Source organism: Bacillus sp. JNUCC-22 (genome assembly GCF_018861275.1).
GTDB lineage: Bacteria > Bacillota > Bacilli > Bacillales > Bacillaceae > Bacillus > Bacillus velezensis.
This window is the reverse complement of the sequence record NZ_CP076408.1, coordinates 1,984,041-2,008,960: the sequence shown is the minus strand read 5'-3', so window position 1 is coordinate 2,008,960 and position 24,920 is coordinate 1,984,041. Positions and strand designations below refer to the sequence as shown.

Annotated in this window: 18 protein-coding genes and 1 tRNA gene; 15 read left to right on the top strand and 4 right to left on the bottom strand. The window is 45.9% G+C overall.

Annotated features, from left to right (window positions below; translation table 11 throughout):
* Positions 1–62: 62 nt before the first annotated feature.
* From rtp to proB, 3 genes are all read left to right on the top strand, one after another.
* The gene (gene rtp, locus JNUCC22_RS09460; protein WP_003153833.1) at positions 63–431 is read left to right on the top strand and encodes a replication termination protein; all 369 of its coding nucleotides are present in this window, start codon (positions 63–65) and stop codon (positions 429–431) included.
* A gap of 175 nt (positions 432–606) precedes the next feature.
* A complete protein-coding gene (proC, locus tag JNUCC22_RS09455) occupies positions 607–1,455 on the top strand; it encodes a pyrroline-5-carboxylate reductase (protein WP_007407345.1) in 849 nt (282 codons plus the stop codon).
* A gap of 24 nt (positions 1,456–1,479) precedes the next feature.
* Positions 1,480–2,598, top strand: a complete 1,119-nt coding sequence (proB, locus tag JNUCC22_RS09450; RefSeq protein WP_216061657.1) for a glutamate 5-kinase — start codon at positions 1,480–1,482, stop codon at positions 2,596–2,598.
* Between the two features lie 60 nt (positions 2,599–2,658).
* Here the strand turns inward: proB and JNUCC22_RS09445 are convergent, their stop codons facing one another.
* Entirely contained in the window at positions 2,659–3,561 is a 903-nt protein-coding gene (locus JNUCC22_RS09445; RefSeq protein WP_216061656.1) for a glutamate biosynthesis transcriptional regulator GltC, read from the bottom strand.
* 145 nt (positions 3,562–3,706) lie between these two features.
* On the opposite strand from JNUCC22_RS09445, the gene gltB reads away from it, so the two are divergent.
* Positions 3,707–8,266: a glutamate synthase large subunit gene (gene gltB / locus JNUCC22_RS09440; protein WP_216061655.1), complete on the top strand. Its 4,560-nt coding sequence runs from the start codon at positions 3,707–3,709 to the stop codon at positions 8,264–8,266.
* 16 nt (positions 8,267–8,282) lie between these two features.
* Positions 8,283–9,764, top strand: coding sequence for a glutamate synthase small subunit (gene gltD, locus JNUCC22_RS09435; protein ID WP_150941256.1), 1,482 nt, complete (start codon positions 8,283–8,285; stop codon positions 9,762–9,764).
* 340 nt (positions 9,765–10,104) lie between these two features.
* Here gltD and JNUCC22_RS09430 read toward each other — a convergent pair whose 3' ends face one another.
* The gene (locus JNUCC22_RS09430) at positions 10,105–11,076 is read right to left on the bottom strand and encodes a zinc-binding dehydrogenase (RefSeq protein WP_150941571.1); all 972 of its coding nucleotides are present in this window, start codon (positions 11,074–11,076) and stop codon (positions 10,105–10,107) included.
* 118 nt (positions 11,077–11,194) lie between these two features.
* Between JNUCC22_RS09430 and JNUCC22_RS09425 the strand changes: the two genes are divergently transcribed.
* The 4 genes from JNUCC22_RS09425 to JNUCC22_RS09410 all read left to right on the top strand — a co-directional run bounded on the left by JNUCC22_RS09425 (position 11,195) and on the right by JNUCC22_RS09410 (position 16,292).
* Positions 11,195–12,061 carry a LysR family transcriptional regulator gene (locus JNUCC22_RS09425; protein WP_150941255.1) on the top strand — a complete coding sequence of 289 codons (867 nt, stop codon included), beginning with the start codon at positions 11,195–11,197 and terminating at the stop codon, positions 12,059–12,061.
* A 643-nt stretch (positions 12,062–12,704) separates the two neighbouring features.
* On the top strand, positions 12,705–14,624 hold the full coding sequence (gene thrS, locus JNUCC22_RS09420; RefSeq protein WP_216061654.1) for a threonine--tRNA ligase: 1,920 nt from the start codon (positions 12,705–12,707) through the stop codon (positions 14,622–14,624).
* Between the two features lie 46 nt (positions 14,625–14,670).
* Entirely contained in the window at positions 14,671–14,973 is a 303-nt protein-coding gene (locus JNUCC22_RS09415; protein ID WP_003153841.1) for an ArsR/SmtB family transcription factor, read from the top strand.
* Between the two features lie 143 nt (positions 14,974–15,116).
* A complete protein-coding gene (locus tag JNUCC22_RS09410) occupies positions 15,117–16,292 on the top strand; it encodes an MFS transporter (protein WP_007407356.1) in 1,176 nt (391 codons plus the stop codon).
* A gap of 46 nt (positions 16,293–16,338) precedes the next feature.
* On the opposite strand, the gene ggt is transcribed toward JNUCC22_RS09410, so the two are convergent.
* Complete coding sequence (ggt, locus tag JNUCC22_RS09405) at positions 16,339–18,114, bottom strand: gamma-glutamyltransferase (protein WP_094031768.1); 1,776 nt, start codon at positions 18,112–18,114, stop codon at positions 16,339–16,341.
* Between the two features lie 243 nt (positions 18,115–18,357).
* On the opposite strand from ggt, the gene JNUCC22_RS09400 reads away from it, so the two are divergent.
* The 3 genes from JNUCC22_RS09400 (at position 18,358) to JNUCC22_RS09390 (ending at position 19,564) form a co-directional block, all read left to right on the top strand.
* Positions 18,358–18,588, top strand: coding sequence for an excisionase family DNA-binding protein (locus JNUCC22_RS09400; RefSeq protein ID WP_003153848.1), 231 nt, complete (start codon positions 18,358–18,360; stop codon positions 18,586–18,588).
* Positions 18,589–18,903: 315 nt separating this feature from the next.
* Positions 18,904–19,449: a site-specific integrase gene (locus JNUCC22_RS09395; protein WP_003153850.1), complete on the top strand. Its 546-nt coding sequence runs from the start codon at positions 18,904–18,906 to the stop codon at positions 19,447–19,449.
* Positions 19,450–19,491: 42 nt separating this feature from the next.
* A tRNA-Arg gene (locus JNUCC22_RS09390) sits at positions 19,492–19,564 on the top strand.
* A gap of 145 nt (positions 19,565–19,709) precedes the next feature.
* On the opposite strand, the gene JNUCC22_RS09385 is transcribed toward JNUCC22_RS09390, so the two are convergent.
* Positions 19,710–20,252 carry an IseA DL-endopeptidase inhibitor family protein gene (locus tag JNUCC22_RS09385; RefSeq protein WP_014418077.1) on the bottom strand — a complete coding sequence of 181 codons (543 nt, stop codon included), beginning with the start codon at positions 20,250–20,252 and terminating at the stop codon, positions 19,710–19,712.
* A 228-nt stretch (positions 20,253–20,480) separates the two neighbouring features.
* Between JNUCC22_RS09385 and JNUCC22_RS09380 the strand changes: the two genes are divergently transcribed.
* The 3 genes from JNUCC22_RS09380 to dacB all read left to right on the top strand — a co-directional run bounded on the left by JNUCC22_RS09380 (position 20,481) and on the right by dacB (position 24,447).
* Positions 20,481–21,869, top strand: coding sequence for an MATE family efflux transporter (locus JNUCC22_RS09380; RefSeq protein WP_007407362.1), 1,389 nt, complete (start codon positions 20,481–20,483; stop codon positions 21,867–21,869).
* A gap of 115 nt (positions 21,870–21,984) precedes the next feature.
* Positions 21,985–22,953 carry an aldose 1-epimerase gene (locus JNUCC22_RS09375; RefSeq protein WP_163114177.1) on the top strand — a complete coding sequence of 323 codons (969 nt, stop codon included), beginning with the start codon at positions 21,985–21,987 and terminating at the stop codon, positions 22,951–22,953.
* Positions 22,954–22,971: 18 nt separating this feature from the next.
* Positions 22,972–24,447 carry a D-alanyl-D-alanine carboxypeptidase/D-alanyl-D-alanine endopeptidase gene (gene dacB, locus JNUCC22_RS09370; RefSeq protein ID WP_025284824.1) on the top strand — a complete coding sequence of 492 codons (1,476 nt, stop codon included), beginning with the start codon at positions 22,972–22,974 and terminating at the stop codon, positions 24,445–24,447.
* Positions 24,448–24,920 lie beyond the last annotated feature (473 nt).

Here is a 24,920-nt window from a genome sequence, read left to right as displayed (position 1 = left end):
CGGGATAGAAAGAGAATATTCAGTACATGGAATAATTTGTTAGAAGGAAGGGTGTGCACATATTGAAAGAAGAAAAAAGAAGTTCAACCGGTTTTTTAGTGAAACAAAGAGCTTTTTTAAAGCTTTACATGATTACAATGACAGAGCAGGAACGGCTTTACGGACTGAAGCTTCTCGAGGTGCTGCGTTCGGAATTTAAACCCATCGGTTTTAAGCCGAATCATACCGAGGTGTACCGTTCACTTCACGAACTATTGGATGACGGGATTTTAAAGCAAGTAAAAGTGAAAAAAGAGGGAGCCAAACTCCAGGAAGTCGTTCTCTATCAATTTAAAGACTATGAAGCTGCGAAGCTTTACAAAAAACAGCTGAAGACAGAGCTTGACCGCTGCAAAAAGCTGATAGAAAAAGCCATTTCAGATAATTTTTAAATCCGGCCGGAACGCACCCGGCCTCCCGGGCTCAAAAGGTGATTCTGTGATTCATTATACATAATAGCAGGCTCGGAACAATACATATCAATAATACCCTCAAACTTGACATCAACTCCTGAAGTGGTAACATAAAAAACGTGTGAAAAATACGAACAAAATACGAACAAGGGAGATGTTACCGATCTTAGATCAAAAGAAAGTTGCTTTTATCGGAGCAGGATCAATGGCTGAAGGAATGATATCAGGCATGGTCCGCGCAAAAAAAATTCCCAACCAAAACATCTGCGTGACAAACCGCCGCAATACAGAGCGACTCGCTGAATTGGAACATCAATACGGAATTCAAGGAATTGCTTTTGACAGCATGAAAACCGAAGACATTGATGTCTTTATTTTAGCCATGAAACCGAAGGATGCTGAAATCGCTCTGGCTGCGCTGAAACGGCGTATTCAACCTCATCAAATCATCCTGTCTGTTCTGGCAGGCATAACAACCTCATTTATACAACAATCATTACATGATAATCAGCCGGTTGTAAGAGTCATGCCGAACACATCCAGCATGATCGGCGAATCGGCAACAGCTGCGGCTTTCGGAGACCATGTCTCTTACGGTTCAGCAAAAACCGCGGTATCCCTTTTGGAATGCCTCGGGGAAGTGTACGTGATCAAGGAAGATCAGATGGACATTTTCACCGGTATCGCAGGCAGCGGACCGGCATACTTTTATTATTTAATGGAGTTTATTGAAAAAGCAGGTGAAGAAGCCGGCTTAGACAAACGGCTGTCCCGCAAAATCGGCGCGCAAACGTTATTGGGCGCCGCTAAAATGCTGATGGAAACGGGTGAAAAACCGGATGTGCTTCGGGAAAACATCACCTCTCCAAACGGCACGACGGAAGCCGGCCTCGATGCGCTCAGGTCAGAAGGCGGCGGAGAAGCCATTGCCAAAGCCATCAAACACGCGACCGAACGTTCTATTGAGATCAGCAAAACAATTGAAAAAACGGCAGCACTATAATCGTTAAAAAACAGGAGTGATACAGTGACGTCTCGGACGAAGATCAAAAGAGTCGCGGTGAAAATCGGCAGCAGCTCACTGACGAGCCTGCACGGGGAAATCAGCAGAAGAAAGCTGGAAGCATTGGTGGATCAAATCGCACAGCTGAAAGACAGCGGCTATGAAGTGATTTTAGTATCTTCCGGCGCAGTGGCGGCAGGTTATCGGAAGCTCGGATTTATTCAGAAACCGGAAAGCCTCCCTGAAAAACAGGCTTCTGCTTCCATCGGGCAGGGATTATTAATGGAGGCTTATTCAAAGCTGTTTTTAGCGCACGGTTATGTCGCATCACAAATTTTAATTACAAGAAGCGACTTTTCCGATGAATGCCGCTACCATAATGTCCGCAATACGATGAACGTCCTTTTGGAACGGGGCATTATTCCGATTATTAATGAAAATGACACGGTCACAGTCAACCGGCTGAAATTCGGAGATAACGATACACTCGCAGCGAAGGTGGCAGGTTTAATTGATGCCGACATGCTTGTGATTTTATCAGACATTGCCGGTTTATATGATGATAATCCGCGCAGCAACCCGAAAGCGAAAAGAATCAGTCATGTAAGTGACATCACTCCGGAAATAGAAGCAAGCGCGGGAGATGCCGGGAGTGAAATGGGAACCGGCGGAATGCGTTCGAAACTGGATGCTTTTAAAATTGTGATGGCCTCCGGTATTAAAGGCTTTCTCGGGCAGGCTAACATTCCGGACATTCTGCTTCAAGCGGTAGATGAGGCGGCTGAAGGAACTTATTTTGAAGCGGAAGGAACCCTGCCGTTAAACCACAAAGAACAATGGCTTGCATTTAATTCCGGCCCCGAAGGCGAAATTGTGATGGAAAAAGAAAGCAGCCGTGATGTCGCGAACGGAAATATGGAGCTGTCACCGCATGACATCGAGCAGATTAAGGGCAGATTCAGCAGCGGAGCGGTTGTCAGGCTGCTTGATCAGCAGGGAGAAGAGCTCGGACTCGGCATCGTCAACTATTCCTCAGCCCAGCTGAAGACATTTAAAGAAACGCCGCACAAACAGACCGATCAATCAGTCATTGATCCGGAAGCGTTTGTCTGCCACGTTGAACTATCCATTCCGATCGGCTGAGAAAGATCTATAAAAATATGAAAAAGCCCGAGGCTTCGTTTTGAAGCTCGGGTTTGTTTTTTATTGATATTGTTCAAGTTTGGAGAAAAATTGAATGACAAAATGATAGAAATCATTTGCAGACGGAGCCAGTTCCCTTCCTTTTGGTTTAATAATGCCTACAGTGCGCTTCACTTGAGGAAATTCAATCGGAATTTTGACCGTGAACCGAGGGGTGGTTTCTGCAAAGGTGCTTTCAGGTAATAAAGTAACTCCCATCCCCGCGGAGACTAATCCTTTAATGGCATCTAAATCCTCGCCCTCCGTCGATACAAGCGGCGCAAAGCCGGCCTGTCTGCAAGCGTCAATCGCCATGTTACGGAGAATAAACCCTTCAGGAAATAAAACAAATTGGTCGCCGCGCAGATCAATTAAATGAATATTTTTCTGTTTGGCAAGCGGATGGTGCGGCGGAACAAGCGCGTAAATCTTTTCCGTGAATAAGATATTGCCTGTTATGTCTGGGAATTCCGTCGGAACGGGGCCGAGCAGCGCCGCATCTATATCCCTGTTTCTTACCGCTTCGATTAAAAACTTATAAGACCCCTGGCGGAGCAAAAACTCAACGTTCGGGTATTCCTCTTTAAACGCCGAAATCACCGTCGGCAAAAGCTGGCTTGCAAGGCTCGTCGGAAATCCTATTTTGACGGTTCCGCGATTCGGATCAAGATATTCATCAATTTGTTCCTTCGCGTAATCAATTGCTTTCATCGCCGTTTTAACATGTTCTAAAAATTGTTTGCCGATCGGCGTTAATTTAATATTTCTGCCTTCCCGTTCAAATAAAGTGACTTGCAGCTCTTCTTCAAGATTTGCAATCTGCCTGCTGATGGCGGATTGTGCGACATGCAGATGATCAGCCGCTTCTGACACATGTTCCCGTTCTGCTACCTCCATAAAATACCGAAGCTGGCGTAATTCCATTGCGTTCACACCTATCTATCTCATTTTGAGATGTATTTGATCTAAATTATATATTGTTTATATTGTTTTGAAAACTTACAATTAATTTAAAGTTGTCAGATTTTATGACCGATAATTAACGGAAACTGATCGGGGGAGAGGAATTATGACTTACAATCAAATGCCGAAAGCACAAGGTCTCTACCGTCCGGAATTTGAGCACGATGCATGCGGAATCGGCTTGTATGCCCATTTAAAAGGGAAACCTTCACATGACATTGTCAAAAAGGGACTGAAGATGCTTTGCCAGCTGGATCACAGAGGAGGACAGGGCAGTGATCCGAATACGGGTGACGGCGCCGGCCTGATGGTTCAGATCCCTGATGCTTTTTTTAAGAAAGAGTGCGGAGAAATGAGACTGCCGGAAAAAGGCCGTTACGGGGTAGGAATGGTCTTTTTCTCGCAAAATGAAGAGGAAAGAAAAAAGATCGAAAAACAGGTGAATGCATTCATTGAGCAGGAAGGACAGATCGTTCTCGGCTGGAGAACCGTTCCTGTAAATGTCGGAAAAATCGGAACAGTGGCACAAAGTACTTGCCCGTATGTGCGTCAAGTATTCATCGGCGCCGCAAACGATTTGAAAGACAGCCTTGCTTTTGAACGCAAACTGTATGTCATCCGGAAGCAGGCGGAAAATTGGGGCGTTCAAGAACAGCTTGATTTTTACTTCGCAAGCCTGTCAAGCCAGACTATTGTTTATAAAGGGTTGTTAACGCCTGAGCAAGTTGACGCTTTTTATTTGGATTTGCAGGATGAAACCTTCGTATCTGCATTTTCACTCGTGCATTCAAGGTTCAGCACAAATACCTTTCCTACTTGGGAACGTGCCCATCCGAACCGCTATCTGATTCATAACGGAGAAATCAATACGCTCCGGGGCAATATCAATTGGATGAGAGCAAGGGAGCAGCAGTTCGTTTCAGAAAGCTTCGGAGACGATCTTCACAAAGTGCTGCCGATTCTAAATGCTGAGGGCAGTGACTCATCCATTCTTGATAATGCGTTTGAATTTTTCGTGATGGCGGGGCGGAAACCGGCACATACGGCAATGATGCTGATTCCGGAACCATGGACGGAAAACACTCACATGTCTAAAGCGAAACGGGCTTTTTATGAATATCACAGCTCTTTAATGGAGCCGTGGGACGGGCCGACCGCCATTTCGTTTACGGACGGAAAACAGATCGGCGCCATCCTTGACCGTAACGGCCTGCGTCCGGCACGTTACTATGTGACAAAAGATGACCATATTATTTTCTCATCTGAGGTCGGCGTTATTGAAGTAGAGCAGGAGAACATTCTTCATAAAAAACGTCTGGAGCCCGGAAAAATGCTGCTCATTGACTTAGAAGAAGGCCGGATTATTTCAGATGAAGAAGTGAAAACAGAAATTTCCAATGAATTCCCTTATCAAAAATGGCTTGAAGAAGAATTGGTTCAAGTGAATCCTGACCCGGAAATCCGGGAAGAGGAACAATTCGATGATCTTCTCGTCCGTCAAAAAGCGTTTGGCTATACGTATGAAGATATTCAGAAATATTTAATCCCTGTTATTAAAGAAGGCAAGGACCCGCTCGGCTCTATGGGAAATGATTCGCCGCTCGCCGTTTTATCCGACCGCGCCCAATCACTGTTTCATTACTTTAAACAGCTGTTTGCGCAAGTCACAAACCCGCCGATTGACGCGATCCGCGAGCAGCTGGTAACTTCTACGGTGACCTGGCTTGGGGCTGAAGGCGATCTGCTGCATCCGAGTGAAAGAAATGCACGCCGCATAAAGCTTTATACTCCTGTATTATCAAACGAACAGTTTTATGCGCTGAAAACACTTGTGCACCCTGACATTAAGAGCCAGAACATCCGCACGCTGTTTTCAGATGACCTAGAAAAAGGCCTGAAGGATTTGTTTCAGCAAGCGGAAAAAGCGATCAAGGAAGGCGTATCTCTGTTAATTTTATCTGACAGGGCAATGAGTAAAGAGTTGACGCCGATTCCGCCGCTTTTGGCCGTCAGTGCGCTGCATCAGCATTTGATCCGCCAAGGTCTGCGAACAAAAGCAAGCATTATCGTTGAATCCGGAGAAGCGCGTGAAGTTCATCACTTTGCGGCTCTTATCGGATATGGTGCCGATGCTGTCAATCCGTATTTGACTTACGCTACGTATAAGCAGGAAATCGATGAAGGCCGGCTTGATATTCCGTATGAAGAAGCTGTCAGCAAATACGGAAAGAGCGTAACAGAAGGCGTCGTGAAAGTGATGTCAAAAATGGGGATTTCAACTGTGCAAAGTTACAGGGGCGCTCAAATTTTTGAAGCGGTCGGCATCGGTGAAGACGTTATCGCCAAATACTTTACCGGTACTGCATCTCAGCTTGGCGGAATCGATATCGAGACGATTGCGCAAGAAGCGAAACAGCGCCATCAAGCGGCGTACAAGGATGATTACAGCCAAACCCTTGATCCGGGAAGTGAATTCCAATGGCGGAACGGAGGAGAGCACCACGCTTTCAACCCGAAAACCATCCATACGCTGCAATGGGCGTGCCGCAAAAATGATTACAGCCTGTTTAAGCAGTATTCTCATGCAGCGGATGAAGAACGAATCGGATTTTTACGCAATCTGTTCGCCTTCAAAGAAGACCGCAAGCCTTTAAAATTAGAGGAAGTTGAATCAGCTGCTTCCATCGTGAAACGTTTTAAAACAGGAGCGATGTCATTCGGTTCATTAAGCAAGGAAGCCCATGAGGCTTTAGCGATAGCGATGAACAGGCTTGGCGGAAAAAGCAACAGCGGAGAAGGCGGCGAGGACCCGAAACGTTTCGTTCCGGATGAAAATGGCGACGACAGAAGAAGTGCGATTAAACAGATTGCTTCCGGCCGTTTCGGCGTAAAGAGCCATTATCTCGTCAATGCGGATGAATTGCAGATCAAAATGGCGCAAGGGGCGAAGCCGGGAGAAGGCGGTCAGCTTCCGGGCAACAAAGTATATCCTTGGGTGGCGGATGTCCGCGGTTCTACTCCAGGTGTAGGGCTGATCTCACCGCCTCCTCACCATGATATTTATTCAATTGAAGATTTGGCGCAGCTGATCCATGATTTGAAAAATGCGAATCGAAGCGCGCGAATCAGCGTCAAGCTCGTGTCAAAAGCCGGTGTCGGCACGATTGCGGCCGGTGTGGCAAAAGGCACTGCGGATGTCATCGTCATCAGCGGCTACGACGGCGGAACGGGCGCGTCGCCGAAAACAAGTATTAAACATACGGGTCTTCCGTGGGAGCTTGGTCTTGCAGAAGCTCACCAAACGCTGATGCTGAACGGTTTACGGGATCGCGTGGTATTGGAAACGGACGGTAAGCTGATGACAGGCCGGGATGTCGTAATGGCCGCCTTGCTCGGTGCGGAGGAATTCGGCTTTGCTACAGCGCCGCTTGTCGTTCTCGGCTGCGTCATGATGCGCGCCTGCCATTTAGATACATGTCCTGTAGGTGTCGCGACGCAAAACCCGGAGCTTCGCAAAAAATTCATGGGCGATCCTGACCATATCGTAAACTACATGCTGTTTGTCGCAGAAGAAGTGCGTGAATATATGGCGCAGTTAGGCTTTAAGACGCTTGATGAAATGATCGGACGGACAGACGTTCTTCATGTCAGTGAACGTGCGAAAGCGCATTGGAAAGCGGGCCAGCTTGATTTATCCACACTGCTGTACCAGCCTGAAGGCGTACGCACTTTCCGTACGGCGCAAAACCACAAAATCGACGAGTCGCTTGATATGACGGTTATTCTTCCGGCGGTGCAGGCTGCAATTGAAGCCGGTCAGGAAGCGGAAGCTGAAATCAAGATCAATAATACAAATCGCGTAGCCGGAACCGTGACGGGAAGTGAAATTTCTAAACGCTACGGAGCGGAAGGCCTGCCGGATGATACGATCAGACTTCATTTTACCGGATCAGCCGGACAGAGTTTCGGAGCATTTGTCCCTAAGGGGATGACGCTTCATTTGAACGGGGATTCAAATGACTACGTAGGCAAAGGGCTTTCAGGCGGAAAAATCATCGTGAAAGCGCCTGATGACTTCAATTGTGAAACACACGATAACGTTATTATCGGGAATGTCGCATTTTACGGAGCAACAAGCGGGGAAGCGTACATTAACGGGCGCGCCGGTGAACGTTTTGCAGTCCGTAACAGCGGAGTCAATGTCGTTGTAGAAGGTATCGGAGACCACGGCTGTGAATACATGACAGGCGGCCGGGTTGTCGTCCTCGGCGAAGTCGGCAAAAACTTCGGGGCGGGAATGTCAGGCGGTATCGCATACGTCCTGAGTGATGATGCCAAAGCATTTAAACGCAAATGCAACATGGAAATGATTTCATTTGAAAAGCTGACGGATGAGGCGGAGATCAAAGAAGTGCAAGAAATGGTCAAACGGCATGCAGCGCTGACAAACAGCAAAAAAGCCGCAGCTCTCCTGGACAATTGGGAAAAAGCCTCAGAAACCTTTATCAAAGTCATTCCGAAAAACTATAAACAAATGCTCCTCAGCATCGAAGAACAAAAAGCGGCGGGTTTATCAGAAGAAGACGCAATTATGTATGCTTTTGAAGCCAATACAAAGGTCCTCCAAACGCCTGCCAAAGATCAAAAACAAGCGGTAGTACAGTAAGAAAGGGGAGAGGAACATGGGGAAACCAACTGGATTCATGGAAGAAAAACGAGAAAAACCGGCTGAGCGGGACCCTCTCACTCGCTTAAAGGATTGGAAAGAGTATTCGGCTCCATTTTCAGATGAAGCGTCAAAGCGGCAGGGGGCGCGGTGTATGGATTGCGGCACACCGTTTTGCCAAATCGGCGCTGATATCAACGGTTTTACGTCCGGCTGCCCGATTTATAATCTGATACCGGAGTGGAATGACCTCGTCTATCGGGGGCGCTGGAAAGAAGCCTTGGAGCGCCTTCTGAAAACGAATAACTTTCCTGAATTCACAGGGCGGGTCTGTCCCGCTCCTTGTGAAGGATCTTGTACGCTGGCTATTTCAGATCCGGCTGTTTCAATTAAAAACATCGAGCGGACGATCATTGACAAAGGTTTTGAGAACGGATGGATTCAGCCGAGAATTCCCGCGAAACGCACAGGTAAAAAAGTCGCTGTCGTCGGTTCAGGCCCGGCAGGTCTGGCAAGCGCTGATCAGCTGAATCAAGCCGGTCATTCCGTAACAGTCTATGAGCGTGCCGACAGAGCCGGCGGCCTGCTGATGTACGGCATTCCGAGCATGAAGCTTGAGAAAAATGTCGTCGAACGCCGTATTAAGCTTTTGACGCAGGAAGGTATAGATTTTGTAACAAATACCGAAATCGGCGTTGACATAACGGCAGATGAGCTGAAAGAACAATTTGATGCCGTCATTTTGTGCACAGGCGCCCAAAAGCAGCGCAATCTGCTGATTGAAGGCCGGGAAGCAAAAGGCGTCCATTATGCGATGGACTATTTAACACTGGCGACGAAAAGCTATTTAGATTCCAACTTCAAAGACAAACAATATATAGACGCTAAAGGGAAAGACGTCATCGTAATCGGCGGAGGAGACACAGGGGCTGACTGCGTGGCAACCGCGCTGCGCCAAAAAGCGCGCAGCGTGCACCAGTTCGGGAAACATCATAAACTTCCGCAAACGCGCACGAACGACAATATGTGGCCTGAACAGCCGCACGTCTTTACCCTTGAATACGCCTATGAAGAAGCGCAGGCAAAGTTCGGCAAAGACCCGAGAGAATATTCAATTCAGACGACAAAAATGGTGACCGATAAGCAGGGCCGCTTACAAGAGATTCACACCATTCAAATGGAAAAAGTCAGAAACGAATTCGGAAAGTATGAATTTCATGAACTGCCCGGGACAGAAAAAGTATGGCCTGCTCAGCTGGTGTTCATCGCCATCGGTTTTGAAGGGACAGAACAGCCATTATTGAAACAGTTCGGTGTCGATTCGGCAAATCATAAAATTCAGGCGGCATATGGGGATTATAAAACGAATGTTGACGGTGTTTTCGCCGCAGGGGATGCGAGAAGGGGCCAAAGCCTGATTGTATGGGCGATTAATGAAGGCCGGGAAGCAGCGCGCGAAGTCGACAGTTATTTAATGGGGAGCACTGTTTTACCGTAAATAAAGGGGTTTATTTATAAAACCGGCTGGGACCAGCCGGTTTTTCGTATTGAAATGAAACCTCCTTCTTCCTTTATTGGTGATATAAGGGTAACGTGGAAGATAACATATGGATTTTTGTTTTACAGAGTGGAGAGATTGTTATCTTCCGCAGACTGAGACGATTTGCAAGCCTTGAGCCGTTTATTATGACGCCTTCAAAAACGTGACGGGCTCTGTGTGTCTTCAGTCGATTTGCGGGCAGATTTTAATTGATGAAGAAAAACATATTGAATTTCAAGCGGAAGCGCTAATAAACAAATAAGGGAACGGAGGGGTCCGCTCCTCCTTTTTTAGACATCTATACGAAAGCGATATTGCCGAACTGCCGTCCTTCCCGCATTCTGTTAAAAGCGGCAGCTGCTTCACTGAGAGGGTACATGCGGTCGATAATGGGACGGATGCCGCAGCGGTTTACCAATTCCAGCATATCCGCGAATTCCTCATTGCTTCCCATTGATGTACCGAGAATATGAATCTGCGGAAAAAATAGCGAGCGAATAGGAAATCCGAGCTGATCGCCTGAACTGGCGCCAAATGTTACGATCCGGCCATTCGGTTTAATAATGTCAAGATAGTGTTGAAACAAGGCGGGGCCTACACCGTCAAGTATGATATCTGCTTTTTCGCCATTCAGCGCCTCATTCCAGTCACCGTAGCTGTCAATCGCCCGGTCTGCACCGTATGACAGTGCGGTTTGTTTTTTGTTTTCACTGCGGGAGGTGACGCTGACTGTCGCTCCGATAGCTTTTGCCATTAATAAGGCGTATGTTGCCACGCCGCTTCCGATGCCCGGAAGGATGAGGTGTTCGCCTTTTTTTAATTGTCCTTTTGTAAATAAGGCGCGATAAGCGGTTAATGCTGATAACGGCAGCACGCCCGCTTCCTCCCAAGTCAGGTGTTCGGGTTTTAAAACGGCGTTTTCCGCAGGAACGATGACATAAGGTGAAAATGTTCCGTCGCTCGGACCGCCTAAAATATCAGGGACGGCTGGTACGTCCTCAACGGTCTTCCAATTCAGCACCGGGTTGATGATGACTTCTGCATGCAGTAAATGAGACCGGACGCCGTGTCCTATTTCGGTTACGATTCCCGCGCCGTCTGAACCGAGAGTAAATTCATGGTTTCCGGTTTCGTGGTTTTTCATTAAAAACAAATCACGATGGTTTAATCCGGCTGTTTTCAGCTTTATTTTTACTTCGCCGTTTCCCGGCCTTTTGTCAGGTGTCTGCCTGAAATCAAAGCCATTTTCGTGTATGATAAGGGCATTCATCATTCTTCTCTCCTTTATGATTGATGAGAAAGATTTTACAGGCTGTATCAGCTGCAGTAAATAAATGAAAATTGATAGCCGGCTATCAATAAAAATCATAGCAAGAAGGTGCCCTTACATGGAAAGCGGAGACTTAAAGATTTTTCAGGCTGTCGCCCGCAAAGGAAGTATTTCAAAGGCGGCAGAAAGCCTGCATTATGTTCAATCAAATGTGACAAACCGGATTCAGCAGCTGGAACGGCAATTGCAAACACAGCTTTTTTACCGCACAAATCGGGGGATGACGCTGACGCCCGCAGGTGAAAACTTATTGAAAGACGCAGACAGAATCCTTCAATTGCTGCATGAGGCACAAAAAACGGCGCAAGAGGCAGGCGATCCGAACGGCCCGCTTCGAATCGGTTCTCTTGAAACGGCGGCAGCCGTCCATCTCCCTCAATTTTTCGCGGAGTATTGCAGCCGCTACCCGAAAGTACAGCTGTCTCTGTCAACCGGTGATACACATACCTTAGTGCAGCGCGTCTTACACTATGAGCTGGACGGCGCTTTTGTTTATGGACCGGTCGAATACGAAGATCTTGAGCAAGTTGCTGTATTTCAAGAAGAATTGGTCTTGGTCTCAAATAAGCGGAAAGGCAGTTTGCAAGACTTGTTGCGAGATCCGATTCTTTATTTTGCCGCGGGCTGTTCGCACCGCCGCAAAATAAAGAACATACTGAAAGAAGAGGCAGTGCCCGCACATAAAATCATTGAATTCGGTACGTTGGAAGCCATTATTGGGGCGGTGCAGGCGGGGATGGGGGTTTCCTTTCTGCCTGCATCAGCCGTCCGTTATTTTCAAAACAGGAAAAATCTTTTTCTTCATGAGCTTCCTGAACAGTTTCGGGATATGAATATATCATTTATCTACCGGAGTGATTTATTTTTGACATCGGCGTTTGAAGAACTGCTGAATAGATTAAAAGCATTACCGAACGGAAGATGAGAAAACAGGACAGCTGTGTACGCCAATTTTTTTCGTTCTGGTTTTTCTTAAAAAAACTTTCTTTTTCGGAAAATTTATGTATAATAAAAGAAAGTTTTTCGGATAAAGTATCTGCAATGATAAGGACATGAGACATTTTAACCGGCCATACAGAGAGGGAAGGCACGGCTGAGACCTTCCCGGCACGAAGAATGAGCTTACCGCCTTTTGAGCTGTATTGGTGAACGAAAGCAGCCGATACCGTATAGCCGCGTTACGGCAAAAATGAGCCGTCACTTGAAGTGGCGGGAATTTGGGTGGAACCGCGGGTCTGACACACACTCGTCCCTTCTTTTGGGATGAGTGTGTTTTTATGTTTATATAAGAAAAATGGCAATGATAAGGACATGAGACATTTTAACCGGCCATACAGAGAGGGAGGGCGCGGCTGAGACCTTCCCGGCACGAAGAATGAGCTTACCGCCTTTTGAGCTGTATCGGTGAACGAAAGCAGCCGATACCGTATAGCCGCGTTACGGCAAAAATGAGCCGTCACTTGAAGTGGCGGGAATTTGGGTGGAACCGCGGGTCTGACACACACTCGTCCCTTGCTTTGGGATGAGTGTGTTTTTTATTTTATTAAAAATAAAGGAGAGATCAGACCGTGAAGAAGCCGCACATTGTGATTACTTTTCCTGATGGGAAACAAAAAAAATACCGGAAAGGCGTTACGTTAGAAGAGATCGCTCAATCAATCAGTCCGAGTCTGAAAAAGGCGTCTGCCGCCGGAAAGGTAAACGGATCGTTATATGACCTTAGAAGAAGCATTCATAAGGATGCGGCGATTGAACTGTGCAGTTTTCAGTCTGAAGCAGGACTGGAAGTGATGAGACACACAGCAGCACACGTATTGGCGCAAGCGGTAAAACGTCTGTATCCGAAGGTTTGTTTAGGGATCGGACCCGTTATTGACAATGGCTTTTATTATGACTTTGATATGGATGAAACGATTACTGAAAAAGACCTGGCCGTCATTGAAAAAGAAATGAACCGAATCATTTCGGAAAATCCGGAAATTATCAGAGAAGAAATCTCCAGAGAAGAGGCAGAGCAGCTGTTTGCTCATGAACCGCTGAAGCTTGAGCTCTTAGCGGGTATTCCGCAGACTGATACAATCAGTATATACCGCCAGAGCGAATTCATTGATTTATGCCGGGGTCCGCACTTGGCGTCTGCCGGACAGATAAAAGCTTTTTCGCTCACTCATGTATCAGGGGCTTATTGGTGCGGCGACAGCAACCAAAAAATGCTCCAGCGCATCTATGGAAAAGCATTTTCCTCAGAAAAGGAGCTGAACAGACATTTTCAGGTGTTGAAAGAGGCGGAGATGAGAAATCATCGGAAATTGGGAGCGGAGTTACAACTTTTTATGTTTTCGGAAGAAGCGCCGGGTATGCCTTTTTATCTGCCGAACGGTCAGTTTATCCGAAACACGCTTGAATCATTTCTGCGTTCAAAGCAGGATGACTATCATTATCAGGAAGTGCGCACCCCTATGATGATGAACCAGCGTCTTTGGGAGCAATCCGGCCACTGGGATCATTATAAAGAGAATATGTATTTCTCAGAAGCTGATCATCAGCGCTTCGCGTTAAAGCCGATGAACTGCCCCGGCCACATGCTCATATTTAAAGAAAAGCTTCGTTCTTATCGTGATCTTCCGATTCGGATGGCTGAGTTCGGTCAGGTGCACCGTCACGAATTCAGCGGGGGGCTTAATGGCCTGCTCCGCGTCAGATCTTTTTGCCAGGATGACGCACACATTTTTGTAACGCAGGATCAGATCGAGAGTGAGATCGCTTCGGCGCTGCAGCTGATTCACGAGGTGTACACCGCATTTGGTTTTTCCTATGATATTGAGCTGTCAACAAGACCGGAAGATTACATGGGAAGCGAACACTTGTGGGACAGGGCTGAGAGCGCATTAGAAAAAGTATTAAAAGAACAGGGATATCGTTTTCGGTTTAATCGGGGAGATGGTGCATTTTATGGACCGAAAATTGATATTCATATAAAAGATGCGCTGAACCGGAGCCATCAATGCGCCACTGTCCAACTGGATTTTCAAATGCCGGAAAAATTTGATTTAACATATATTGATGAAAAAAACCAAAAAGTCCGTCCTGTTGTCATTCACCGGGCGGTATTCGGATCTCTCGACAGATTTCTCGGAATCATTACAGAACATTTCGGGGGAGCGTTCCCTTTATGGCTTGCACCGGTACAGGCAAAAATCATCCCAGTATCAAACACCGCACACCGGGACTGCGCAGAACAGGTGCACCTGCAAATGAAGAAAGCGGGTATCCGGGCTGAGCTCGATCAGCGCGATGAAAAACTCGGCTATAAAATCAGAGAAGCACAAATGAAAAAAATCCCGTATATTGCTGTTGTGGGAGATCGAGAGTGCCGCCATCAATCTGTACATGTAAGGCAATACGGGCGGGAAGACACATTTGAAGAGAATGTGAGTGATTTTATTTCCCGGATCATAAGAGAGGCAAAACAAAAAATAGAGATTTAACAAAAACAACATTGACATATCGCAAAATCACGATATAATAAAGCGTATGAAACCTATTGATGTTTTTAAAGCGTTGTCTAATGAGTCACGGCTTGAGATTTTGCAATGGCTGAAAGAGCCGGACCGTCACTTCGCCCCGCATGATGGCATTGATATGAATGAGATCGGAGTATGTGTCAGCCAGATCACCGATAAGCTTCAGATGACACAGTCAACGGCGTCTCAATATCTTTCCATCCTTCAGCGGGCGGGCCTTATCCAAACAAAACGGATTGGCAAATACACCTATTATAAAAGAGATGAAGACGCGATAAAGGCGATGGCCGATTATTTTCAGCGCGAAATGTAGGGCTGAATCCTTTAGAAGAGGGATTCAGTTTCTTTTTCCGACTACGCATCGACATATTGCGATTTGTTTCTGTTTGTTCAACTCTTTATATCGATATATCACAATATATCTTTATATAAATCATCAATGAAGGAGTGTGTCAGGTGCAAAATACCTGGAAGATTTACATTTTGGCAATTATCAGTTTTTTAGTGGGGACGTCTGAATATGTGATATCAGGGATGCTTGATAAAATTGCAGGTTCCTTGGGAGTTACTGTGGCAGCGGCAGGGCAGCTGATTACGATTTTTTCACTTGTTTATGCAATCGGAACGCCTGTCATGATGGCCCTTACAGCAAAACTGGACAGAAGGAAGCTCATGATCTATGCTCTGGGGCTGTTTGTTATCGGGAATATCATTTCTTTCCTTGTGCAGGGATTCGGCTTATTTGCGGGAGCGCGGGTGATCATGGCGCTTGGAGCAGGAACTGTGGTGGTCACCGCGCTTACGATCGCAGCAAAAATCGCTCCCCCGGGAAAACAGGCAAGTTCTCTCGCAACCGTCATTATGGGGTTTACGGCGGCGCTCATTATCGGTGTTCCGATCGGAAGAACCGTGTCTGAAGCTTTTGGCTGGAAGGTGGTTTTTGCCGGAATTGCGGCAATCGGAATCATTGCCATGCTTATTATACGTTTCGCGTTGCCTGAGATAAAAGGAGATAAACCGGTGCCGCTCATTCAGCAATTTTCTCTTTTGAAGAAACGAAAGGTGGCTGTCGGGCTGGCCATTACGTTTTTTTGGCTCGGAGGCTATTCGGTTGCGTATACGTACCTTTCTCCGTATTTACTGAACGTTACTCATATCGGAAGCGGAATACTGAGTACATTGCTGCTTATTTTCGGTGTTGCAAGTCTTGCCGGTTCTAAAGCAGGCGGTTTCAGCGCAGACAAATGGGGGGCGCGTATGACATTAACCGGCGGAATGGCGCTTCATGCTATCATGCTCATGTTATTGCCGTTTGTCACACATTCTGCTTTCGGAGCGGCGGCAGTGCTTATTTTTTGGTCCTTCGCCGCCTGGTCATCTGGGCCTGCTCAGCAGTATCATTTGGCAACGATGGAGCCTGAATCATCGGGTGTATTACTTGGCCTCAACCAGTCTGTCATGCAGCTGGCTATGGCAGCCGGAGCGGGCATCGGGGGCATTGTTGTCACCCATCTGTCTCTTGCGTCAGTGACATGGATCGGATCAGCGGGTGTTGTCATCGCGATGTGCGGCGTGCTTTCGCTTGCGTCATTAACGTCTGAAAAAACCTCATCTGAATACAGTGCAGAATAAACAAAAGCCTCATTTCTCAGCTTGAGAAACGAGGCTTTTTGTCTAGTTATTTTTTATATTGTTTCAAGTTTACGCCGATTGCGGCTCCGTTTCGGCTTGAGTCGGCAACTCCGGTGAAGGTGCCGTTTTCACGGTCAATCAGGATGCTTTGCACATTACCGATATCAACCGGGCTGCTGCCGAATTTATGCCCCATTTCGTTCAGTTTTGTGCGGGCTTCTTCCGGCACTCCTTTTTCATATCGATAGGATGTCATGCTGTTTGTGTAAATTCTCGGCTCTTCGACGGCCGCTTTCAGATCCATGCCGTACTCAACTTTGTTCAGGATCGTTTGCAGGACGGAAGAAATAATCGTTGCTCCGCCGGGGGAGCCGACAGTCAGGACAGGTTCGTTATTTTTGAATAAAATAGTCGGAGTCATGCTGCTGAGCGGACGTTTATTCGGCTGCACTTCATTTGCGCCGCCAGGCACCGCATCGAAGTCTGTTAACTCATTATTCAACACAACGCCGTATCCGGGAACCATAATGCCGGAACCGAACAGCTGTTCAATCGTTGTCGTATAAGATACGACATTGCCGAAGCGATCAGTTACCGTGAAGTGAGTCGTTTGGCCTTCTTGTTTGTCAGTCGGCTGCTCCACTTGTTTATAGTTTGCAGAACCTTCCTGATAGGCCCAAGGGTCGCCGGCTTTCGGTTTTTTATTGACTTTATCAATATCTATCAGCTGTCTGCGGGCATTGATATAATCTGGATTCAAGAGGCCTTTGAGAGGGACGTTGACGAATTCTGGATCCCCGGCAAATGCGGCGCGGTCAGCATAAGCCAAATGCATCGTTTCTGCAAGAAGCTGATATTTTTGCCAAGAACGGATATCATATTGAGAAAGCTTAAAATCATCCAGAAGGTTCAGCATTTGCAACAGGAAAACACCGCCCGAGCTTGGAGGAGGAGCAGTTGCGATATGATAGCCCTGGTAATCTCCCCAGATCGGTTCGTCAATCGTCACATTGAAGTTTTTAATATCTTTTTCTGTCATTGAGCCGCCGAATTCCTGCACTGTTTCCGCAAGCTTTTTGGAGAATGCTCCGTCATAGAATGCTTTTGTGCCTTTGTACTTAATAGCTGTAAATGTTTTGGCTAAGTCTTTTTGGATGAGTGTGTCTCCTTCTTTCAGAGGTTCTCCGTCCGGAAGAAACACGTCTTTTGCAGCAGTGTGTGATAATTTGTCTTTATAATCTGAGATGGCATCAGCTAAAACCGAATCGATCGGAAAGCCTTTTGAGGCAAGTTTAATGGAAGGGGTGATGAGTTGTTTCATGGAGCGTGTGCCCCATTTGTCGAGCGCTTTTTCAAGTCCTTTTAATGTTCCCGGAACACCGACTGCAGTCCCTTTCGTAACGCGTTCGGAGAAAGGGATGGCTTTGCCGTTTTCGTCAAGGAACATATCCGGTGTTGCGCCTGCCGGTGCGCGTTCTCGGCTGTCGATAATGGTGGTGTCTTTCGTCTTCGCATCATAAACCATCATAAATCCGCCGCCGCCGATTCCTGACATCATAGGTTCAGTTACGTTTAATGCGAATTGAATGGCAACCGCGGCGTCAATTGCATTGCCGCCTTTTTTCAGCACGTCGGCACCGATTTGTGAAGCGAGAGGGTGGGCGGTGGCAACCATGCCGTCTTTGCCGACATCTACCTGTTTGTAGTCGTCATAGGAAAACGGGTGTTTCTTAGCCTGAGCGTGATAAGGGATGCTTCCGGCCGCGAGCAACGTACTGAGCAGAACGATAAAACAGAGATTCATAAACTTTTTCTTTTTCATAGTCTGCCTCCTTTGTTTTCCGCTTACAATTATAGAGTAAGTAAAATGTGCTGTTTTCACAAGTGACAAACGGAATAGTCCGGTGCGCAAAAAGCCGGAGTTTCTGTGTGAATGTAATCAGTCGCAAATAGGCTAAATGGGAAACCGGACTGAAAAAGCTGTGAAACAAGCATAAAGACAAAAAATAAGCTACAATGAACAAAACAGAATTCACTCACATGACATATGAAAGGAACGTGAGCCATGTATTTAACGATCAAAGAGACAGCGGAGTTTACCAGTCTTCCTGAAGAATATGTGCACAATCTTGTTTTGACGAATAAAATAAGGGCCGTCCATGACGGACAGCAATATTTAATCAACAAGGAACAATTTCAAACCCATCTCGAGCAGTTGGAAAAATACAAGGAAATGATTCAAGAGTTTTTAAATGAGCCGCTTCCTGAAGACATTGATGTAAAAGATGAAGACTAGGACACAATTTCATATTGTGTCTTTTTTTTGCATTTTTTTCGGTTGCTCACAAAAAAACGGATGCTCAGATTTCATTTTAAGGCCGTTGTTTTCATTTTTTAATGCCTTGAGTCTCTATTTGTTTAAAAGCTTGTCACCGGGCTGAAAATGATGTTTTTGAGGAATTTGTTGAAACTGCGTATCTGATTCACCTTATGTAACACTATGTATATTATGTTACATAAGACCCTTTATCCTTTATCATTCAACGGGTTTCGGCTATAATAGTAACATAATACTCAATATGTTACTTTACCAATTATAAGGGGTTTTTTGATGCATATCGTACAGCCGATCCGAAGTTTGGAGAAGATCCAGGAAGTCAAACAGTATTTAATGAAGAAAAGTGATCGTGATTATTTTTTATTTATTTTTGGCATGAACAGCGCACTGCGGATTTCTGATGTTCTGCCGCTTCGCGTGAGGGATGTCAGGAACAAAGACCATGTGTGGGCAACCGAAAGCAAAACGAGAAAGAAAAGAAAAATTCTGATACTGGAGTCTTTAAAGGCCGACATATACGCTTATACAAAAGACATGAAAGAGGATGACTATTTGTTTAAATCGAAACGGACGAATAAGCCCATATCCCGGATTCAGGCATACAGAATATTAAAGGAAGCGGCTGCCGCTTGCGGATTGGAGGAAATCGGGACGCATACGCTTAGAAAGACGTTCGGGTATCATTTTTATCAGAGGACAAAAGACATTGCTGAACTGCAGAGGATTTTGAATCATTCTTCTCCGTCTATTACAATGCGTTATATCGGAATAGATGAAGATACGACGAGAGCCGCCTATAAAGTGTTCGGAGGGCTGTAGACTTGAAAAAAACGGCCGCCAGCGTTACTATAATAGAAGCAGGCTCTAGTAGCACAGCGGATAGTGCAGCAGTTTCCTAAACTGCAGGTCGGGAGTTCGAATCTCTCCTAGAGCGTTTTTTGTATGAGATAGGCGCAGCTTAATAATGTCGGTAAAACAAAAACCCCCTTGTTATACAAGGGGGTTTTGAGTTGAATATTTTGTGAAAACCTGGTGGAAATGATGTGAAAAAAGCCCGCTGTAAGCAAGCGGGCTTTTTCTTATATGACAGCATCAAATTGATTGACTTTCCAAACGTTGTTTTCTTTTACGAATGTTACATCGCGTTTTGCTGACGGAGAACCGTCAAGAGTCGGTACAGTGAAGCGGTATGTTTGGACGCTTCCTTTTTTAGAAAGAAGGGTCATTTTTGCTTTTTTCCAATTCAGGAGGTTATCTCCGTCGCCGACCGGAACAGCCAATTTGCCGTCTTTTACAGTGAAGTGGTAATCTTTGAGCCCTTTGTCAATCGCTTGCTTTGTAAAAGCGGGTGTCAGATATTTTACGGCTTTCGCTTTTGTTCCGAGGTCTTTGCACATAAATACATATTGCAGATTTTGATATTCAAACGGTTCAGATGTGCAATTTGCGTTTGATTTAAGCGCACCGCCGCTCATTGTGTTCCAGAAATGTTCTCTCGCTGACAGGGCCAGCTGAAGTGCTTGTTTTTGTGTAAGGTCATTAGGTGCATTTTTTGCAGTCGCCGCAGTGCCCAATGACAGAATCAATGTAATAGTAGTGAGGAATAATAGCCATTTTTTCATGATATAATCTCTCCTTCAATCAATCTCTTTCTCTTATGTTACAAATGTTACAATAATTACGGTAAGATTACAATACCTTTTCAGAAATATTTTCCGGACTTTTTATTTTTATGGTTTATTTCCATGTAAGACGTGAGAAAAAGATAAAGAGTTTCATTGAACAAAAGGTTTTTACAAGCTGTCTGCTGAATAATAAAATGGAAGAAAATCAAAAAAGGAGTCCTACATATGGAAGTACAAGATCATTTAGAAACAGCGGAAGGCCGCGGCCAGTCAGTCTGGCGATCGATGTCACTGTTTTTAGTGCCGCTGCTTTTAAGCAATGTATTGCAATCTGTCGGCCAATTGGTCGGAATGGTATTTGTCGGAAGGTGGCTCGGAGTCGATGCGCTTGCCGCTGTATCGTCTTTTTTTCCGCTGTTTTTTCTGCTGATCTCCTTTACGATCGGAATCGGTTCGGGAAGTTCCATTCTGATCGGGCAGGCTTACGGCGCGAAAAACGAAGAGAGGATGAAGGCGATTGTCGGCACTACACTGACTTTTACCTTTATGCTCGGTGTTGTCCTGGCAGTTGTCGGCAGTGTGTTTACGCTTGATATTCTGCGGCTGATGGGAACGCCGGAAAACGTAATAGATGTCAGTGTCCGATATGCGCGCATTTTGTTTTGCGCAATGCCGCTGATGTTTTTATATTTTGCGTATACGACATTTTTACGCGGAACGGGAGATTCAAAGACTCCGTTTTATACGTTAATCGTCAGTACAGTCATAAACATCGGGCTCTTGCCCTTATTGATTCTCGGGCTTTTCGGACTTCCGAAGTTCGGCATTTACGGTTCGGCGTATGCAACCGTGATTTCAAACATCGTGACATTTATCGTACTCATGGTTTATTTGCGGAAAAGGAAACATCCATTGGCATTTGACCGGACTGCGCTCCGTTCTCTTAAAATGGACAAAAAGCTGCTCGCGCTTTTACTCCGTCTCGGTATTCCGTCGAGCATCAATATGATTCTCGTGTCACTTTCTGAAATTGCGGTCATTTCATTTGTCAATCATTACGGATCAAACGCGACGGCTGCTTACGGGGTCGTCAACCAAGTGGCGAGTTATGTGCAGATGCCGGCGGTAAGCCTCGGTATCGCCGTTTCCATTTTTGCCGCCCAATCCATTGGCGCCAATCAATTCGGCCGGCTGAAACAGGTCATCAAAGTCGGCATCGGCCTGAATTATTTGATCGGCGGGGTTTTGATTGTGCTGATTTACACCTTCTCCCGGCAGATACTTGCTTTGTTTTTAACAGATCAGGATACACTCCACATTGCCCGCAATCTGATTATGATTACCCTTTGGAGCTATTTGATTTTCGGTCACGCTCAGATCGTTTCAGCGACAATGCGGGCGAGCGGTACGGTGTTATGGCCGACGATTATCAGTATTTTTGCGATTTGGGGAATTGAAGTGCCTGTGGCCTTTATTCTTTCTCATTATACGAATCTCGGCATTCTCGGCATTTGGGTCGGTTATCCGGCGGCTTTTGTCGTCAGCCTGCTGCTGCAATACGGATATTACCGGTTTGTATGGAAGAAAAAACAGATCACCCGGCTGATTCAATAAGGTTTTACCGCACATCGCTCAGTTCATACGGGCGATGTTTTTTTTAGAGAAGGAAAATGAGTTTAGAAAATGGAATTCCTATACATGCTAGAAAACAAGGAAAGGGCAGGTGCTTATGACGATTGAACATACGACTTATTTAGGGGTTTCAGCCATAAAAGCGGAGACTGATCAGGCTGAATGCATCATTGTGCCGGAGTGGGGATCAAATGTCATATCGCTTCGGGATAAAAGAACCGGTATGCGGCTTCTGAGAGAACCGGAAACTGCGGAGCAATTCCGCGCAAAACCGATGCTGTACGGCATTCCCGTTTTATTCCCGCCGAACCGGATTACGGACGGGACGTTTCGTTTTGACGGCCGCGCGTATCAATTTGAGATAAACGAAGAGGATAAACATAATCATATTCACGGCTTTCTTCACAATCAGCATTGGAAAGCGGCGGCAGCGAAAGAAGAGGGGGATGGAATGAAAGTCGAAACAGAAATTGATCTTTCAAAGATTCCCCGTGTTCATAAACAATTTCCGCACGATGTCATTGTCCGGATGACCTATACATTAAAAGACAATGTGTTTACGCAGCGGGCGCTGATTATCAACAAGGGAACGGAGGCTTTTCCTTGGGGGCTCGGCTATCATTCAACTTTTGTTTTCAATGAAGAGCGATCCCGTCTATTTTTGACGGCTGACCGCATGTGGGAATTAAATGAACGTTTCGTGCCGACGGGCCGTTTATTGGATGTTCCTGATAAAGAAGCGTTCCGTCATGGGATGTCTTTGAAAAATAAACAGTTTGACGATGTTTTTCTTTCTTCCGGACGGAATGGCGGCAATAATGAAGCTGTTATTTATCATCCGGATGAGCAATTATCCGTTTTGTATCAGGCAGACACGTCTTTCAAGCATTGGGTGGTGTATAACGGTGACGGAAAGCAGGGGTTTGTCAGTCTTGAGCCTTATACTTCCGTTACAGATGCATTTAATCTGAATCAGCCTGCATCACTGACAGGGCTTCAGATTCTGAAACCGGGCGAAGAAGCGGCTGCGTCATCCAGGATCACTATTTTGCATGACGAAGAATAGGAAAGAGGCGGGATAACATTGAAAACATATGTGAAACGCTTGAGCGCGGTGATTCTGCTTTTGATCATTGCCGCAGTTCCTTATATTGATGATGCGGCTAAGGCGGCTGAACAAAAAAATACTTTGCAAAAAGAGCTGGAACACATTCTGGATGAAGAACCTGCTTTAAAGGGAGCTTCAGCGGGCGTCAGTGTCCGGTCAGCAAAAACAGGGGAGGTGCTGTTCGGCAGCCGGGAAGATATGCGGCTGAGGCCTGCATCACTGATGAAGCTGCTGACGGCATCTGCGGCGCTTTCCGTTCTCGGAGAAGATTATACCTTTAAGACAGAAGTACGGGCAGACGGCGCCGTAAAAGGAAAACAGCTGCGCGGAAACCTTTATCTCAGGGGAAAAGGTGATCCGACCCTATTGGCTTCTGATTTTGAGAAGATGGCTAAACAGGTCAAAGCCAGGGGCATCCAAGTCATTAAAGGAGATCTGGTCGGGGATGATTCGTGGTATGACGATACCAGGTATTCAGTTGATCTTCCGTGGAGTGATGAAGGCCAATATTATGGCGCGCAAGTATCAGCTCTTACCGCTTCACCAAATGAGGATTATGATACCGGAACGGTGATTGCGGAAATCAGCCCGGCGAAACAGCCCGGTAAAAAGCCGCGCATTTCGATTTCTCCCCATACGGACGTCGTTCGTGTGAAAAATGAAGTGAAAACCGTCGCTTCTGATGAAAAGAAAGATTTGACGGTTGAACGGGAGCACGGTGGCAATGTGATTACGATAAAGGGAACCATACCTGCCGGCTCGGCACAGGCAAGAGAATGGGCGGCAGTGTGGGATCCGTCGTCCTATGCTTTAGATTTATGGAAACAAGCGCTTACTAAACAGGGGATAACTGTAAAAGGGAAAATCAGAACAGGGCGAATGCCGCACCGCACCCAGCTCGTCACATCACGGACATCCATGCCTCTTTCAGAATTATTGATCCCGTTTATGAAACTGAGCAACAACGGACACGCCGAAATTCTGATCAAGGAAATGGGAAAAGTGAAAAAAGGGGAGGGCAGCTGGGAAAAGGGCTTGGACGTGATGAAATCGGAACTCAAATCGTTCGGGCTGAATCCGGATGAATTGATTGCAAGAGACGGATCCGGCGTTTCTCATATTAACGGCGTATCCGCCGGCCAAATCGGAGAGCTTTTGTATGCGGTTCAGAAAGAAAAGTGGTACCCGGCTTTCCTTCGTTCGCTCCCTGTCGCCGGTGCAAGCGACAGAATGACGGGAGGAACCCTTCGGAACCGGCTGAAGAATACTCCGGCAGAAGGCAAAATTAAAGCGAAAACCGGGTCACTAACATCAGTCAGTTCGATTGCCGGCTATGCAGACACAAAAACAGGAGATACGCTTATTTTTTCCGTGCTTCAAAACGGGCTGCTTGACGAAGATGACGGAAAAGACATTGAAGACAAAATCGCAGTCGTGCTGGCAAATCAATAAGAAGGGCCGAATCCTTAGAGGATTCGGCTTTTTATGATGTCTGTAAAACATTATATTGCGATTATGAATCAATCTTTTCAAAAAGTAATATCGGCAATATCCTTCCTTTTTTTTACATACTGCTTTCTTACATGTTCACCGATTATTCATTTTTTAACATAAAACTTCTTTTCGGGAGGAAAACCTTTTTAAAAGCGCAATTAATTATACATTTTATTCCTTATTATAGTGTTTAAGAACCAGTTTATAGTATGCATACATACCGTTTTACATGGTATAAAGATTATAGAAATGAAGAAGTGAAGTGAGGAATATATACTATATTCTAAAAAATGTTAGAGAAAATTTAATTTTTTATTGTGATTTCTAAAATATGTTTTAAAATAATGCTTATATGGATGATTAAGTCATATGCTGTCGAAATTTAATTGTAATTATTTCACTTTCTTATCCTCTTAAATTGAAGCGGAGGG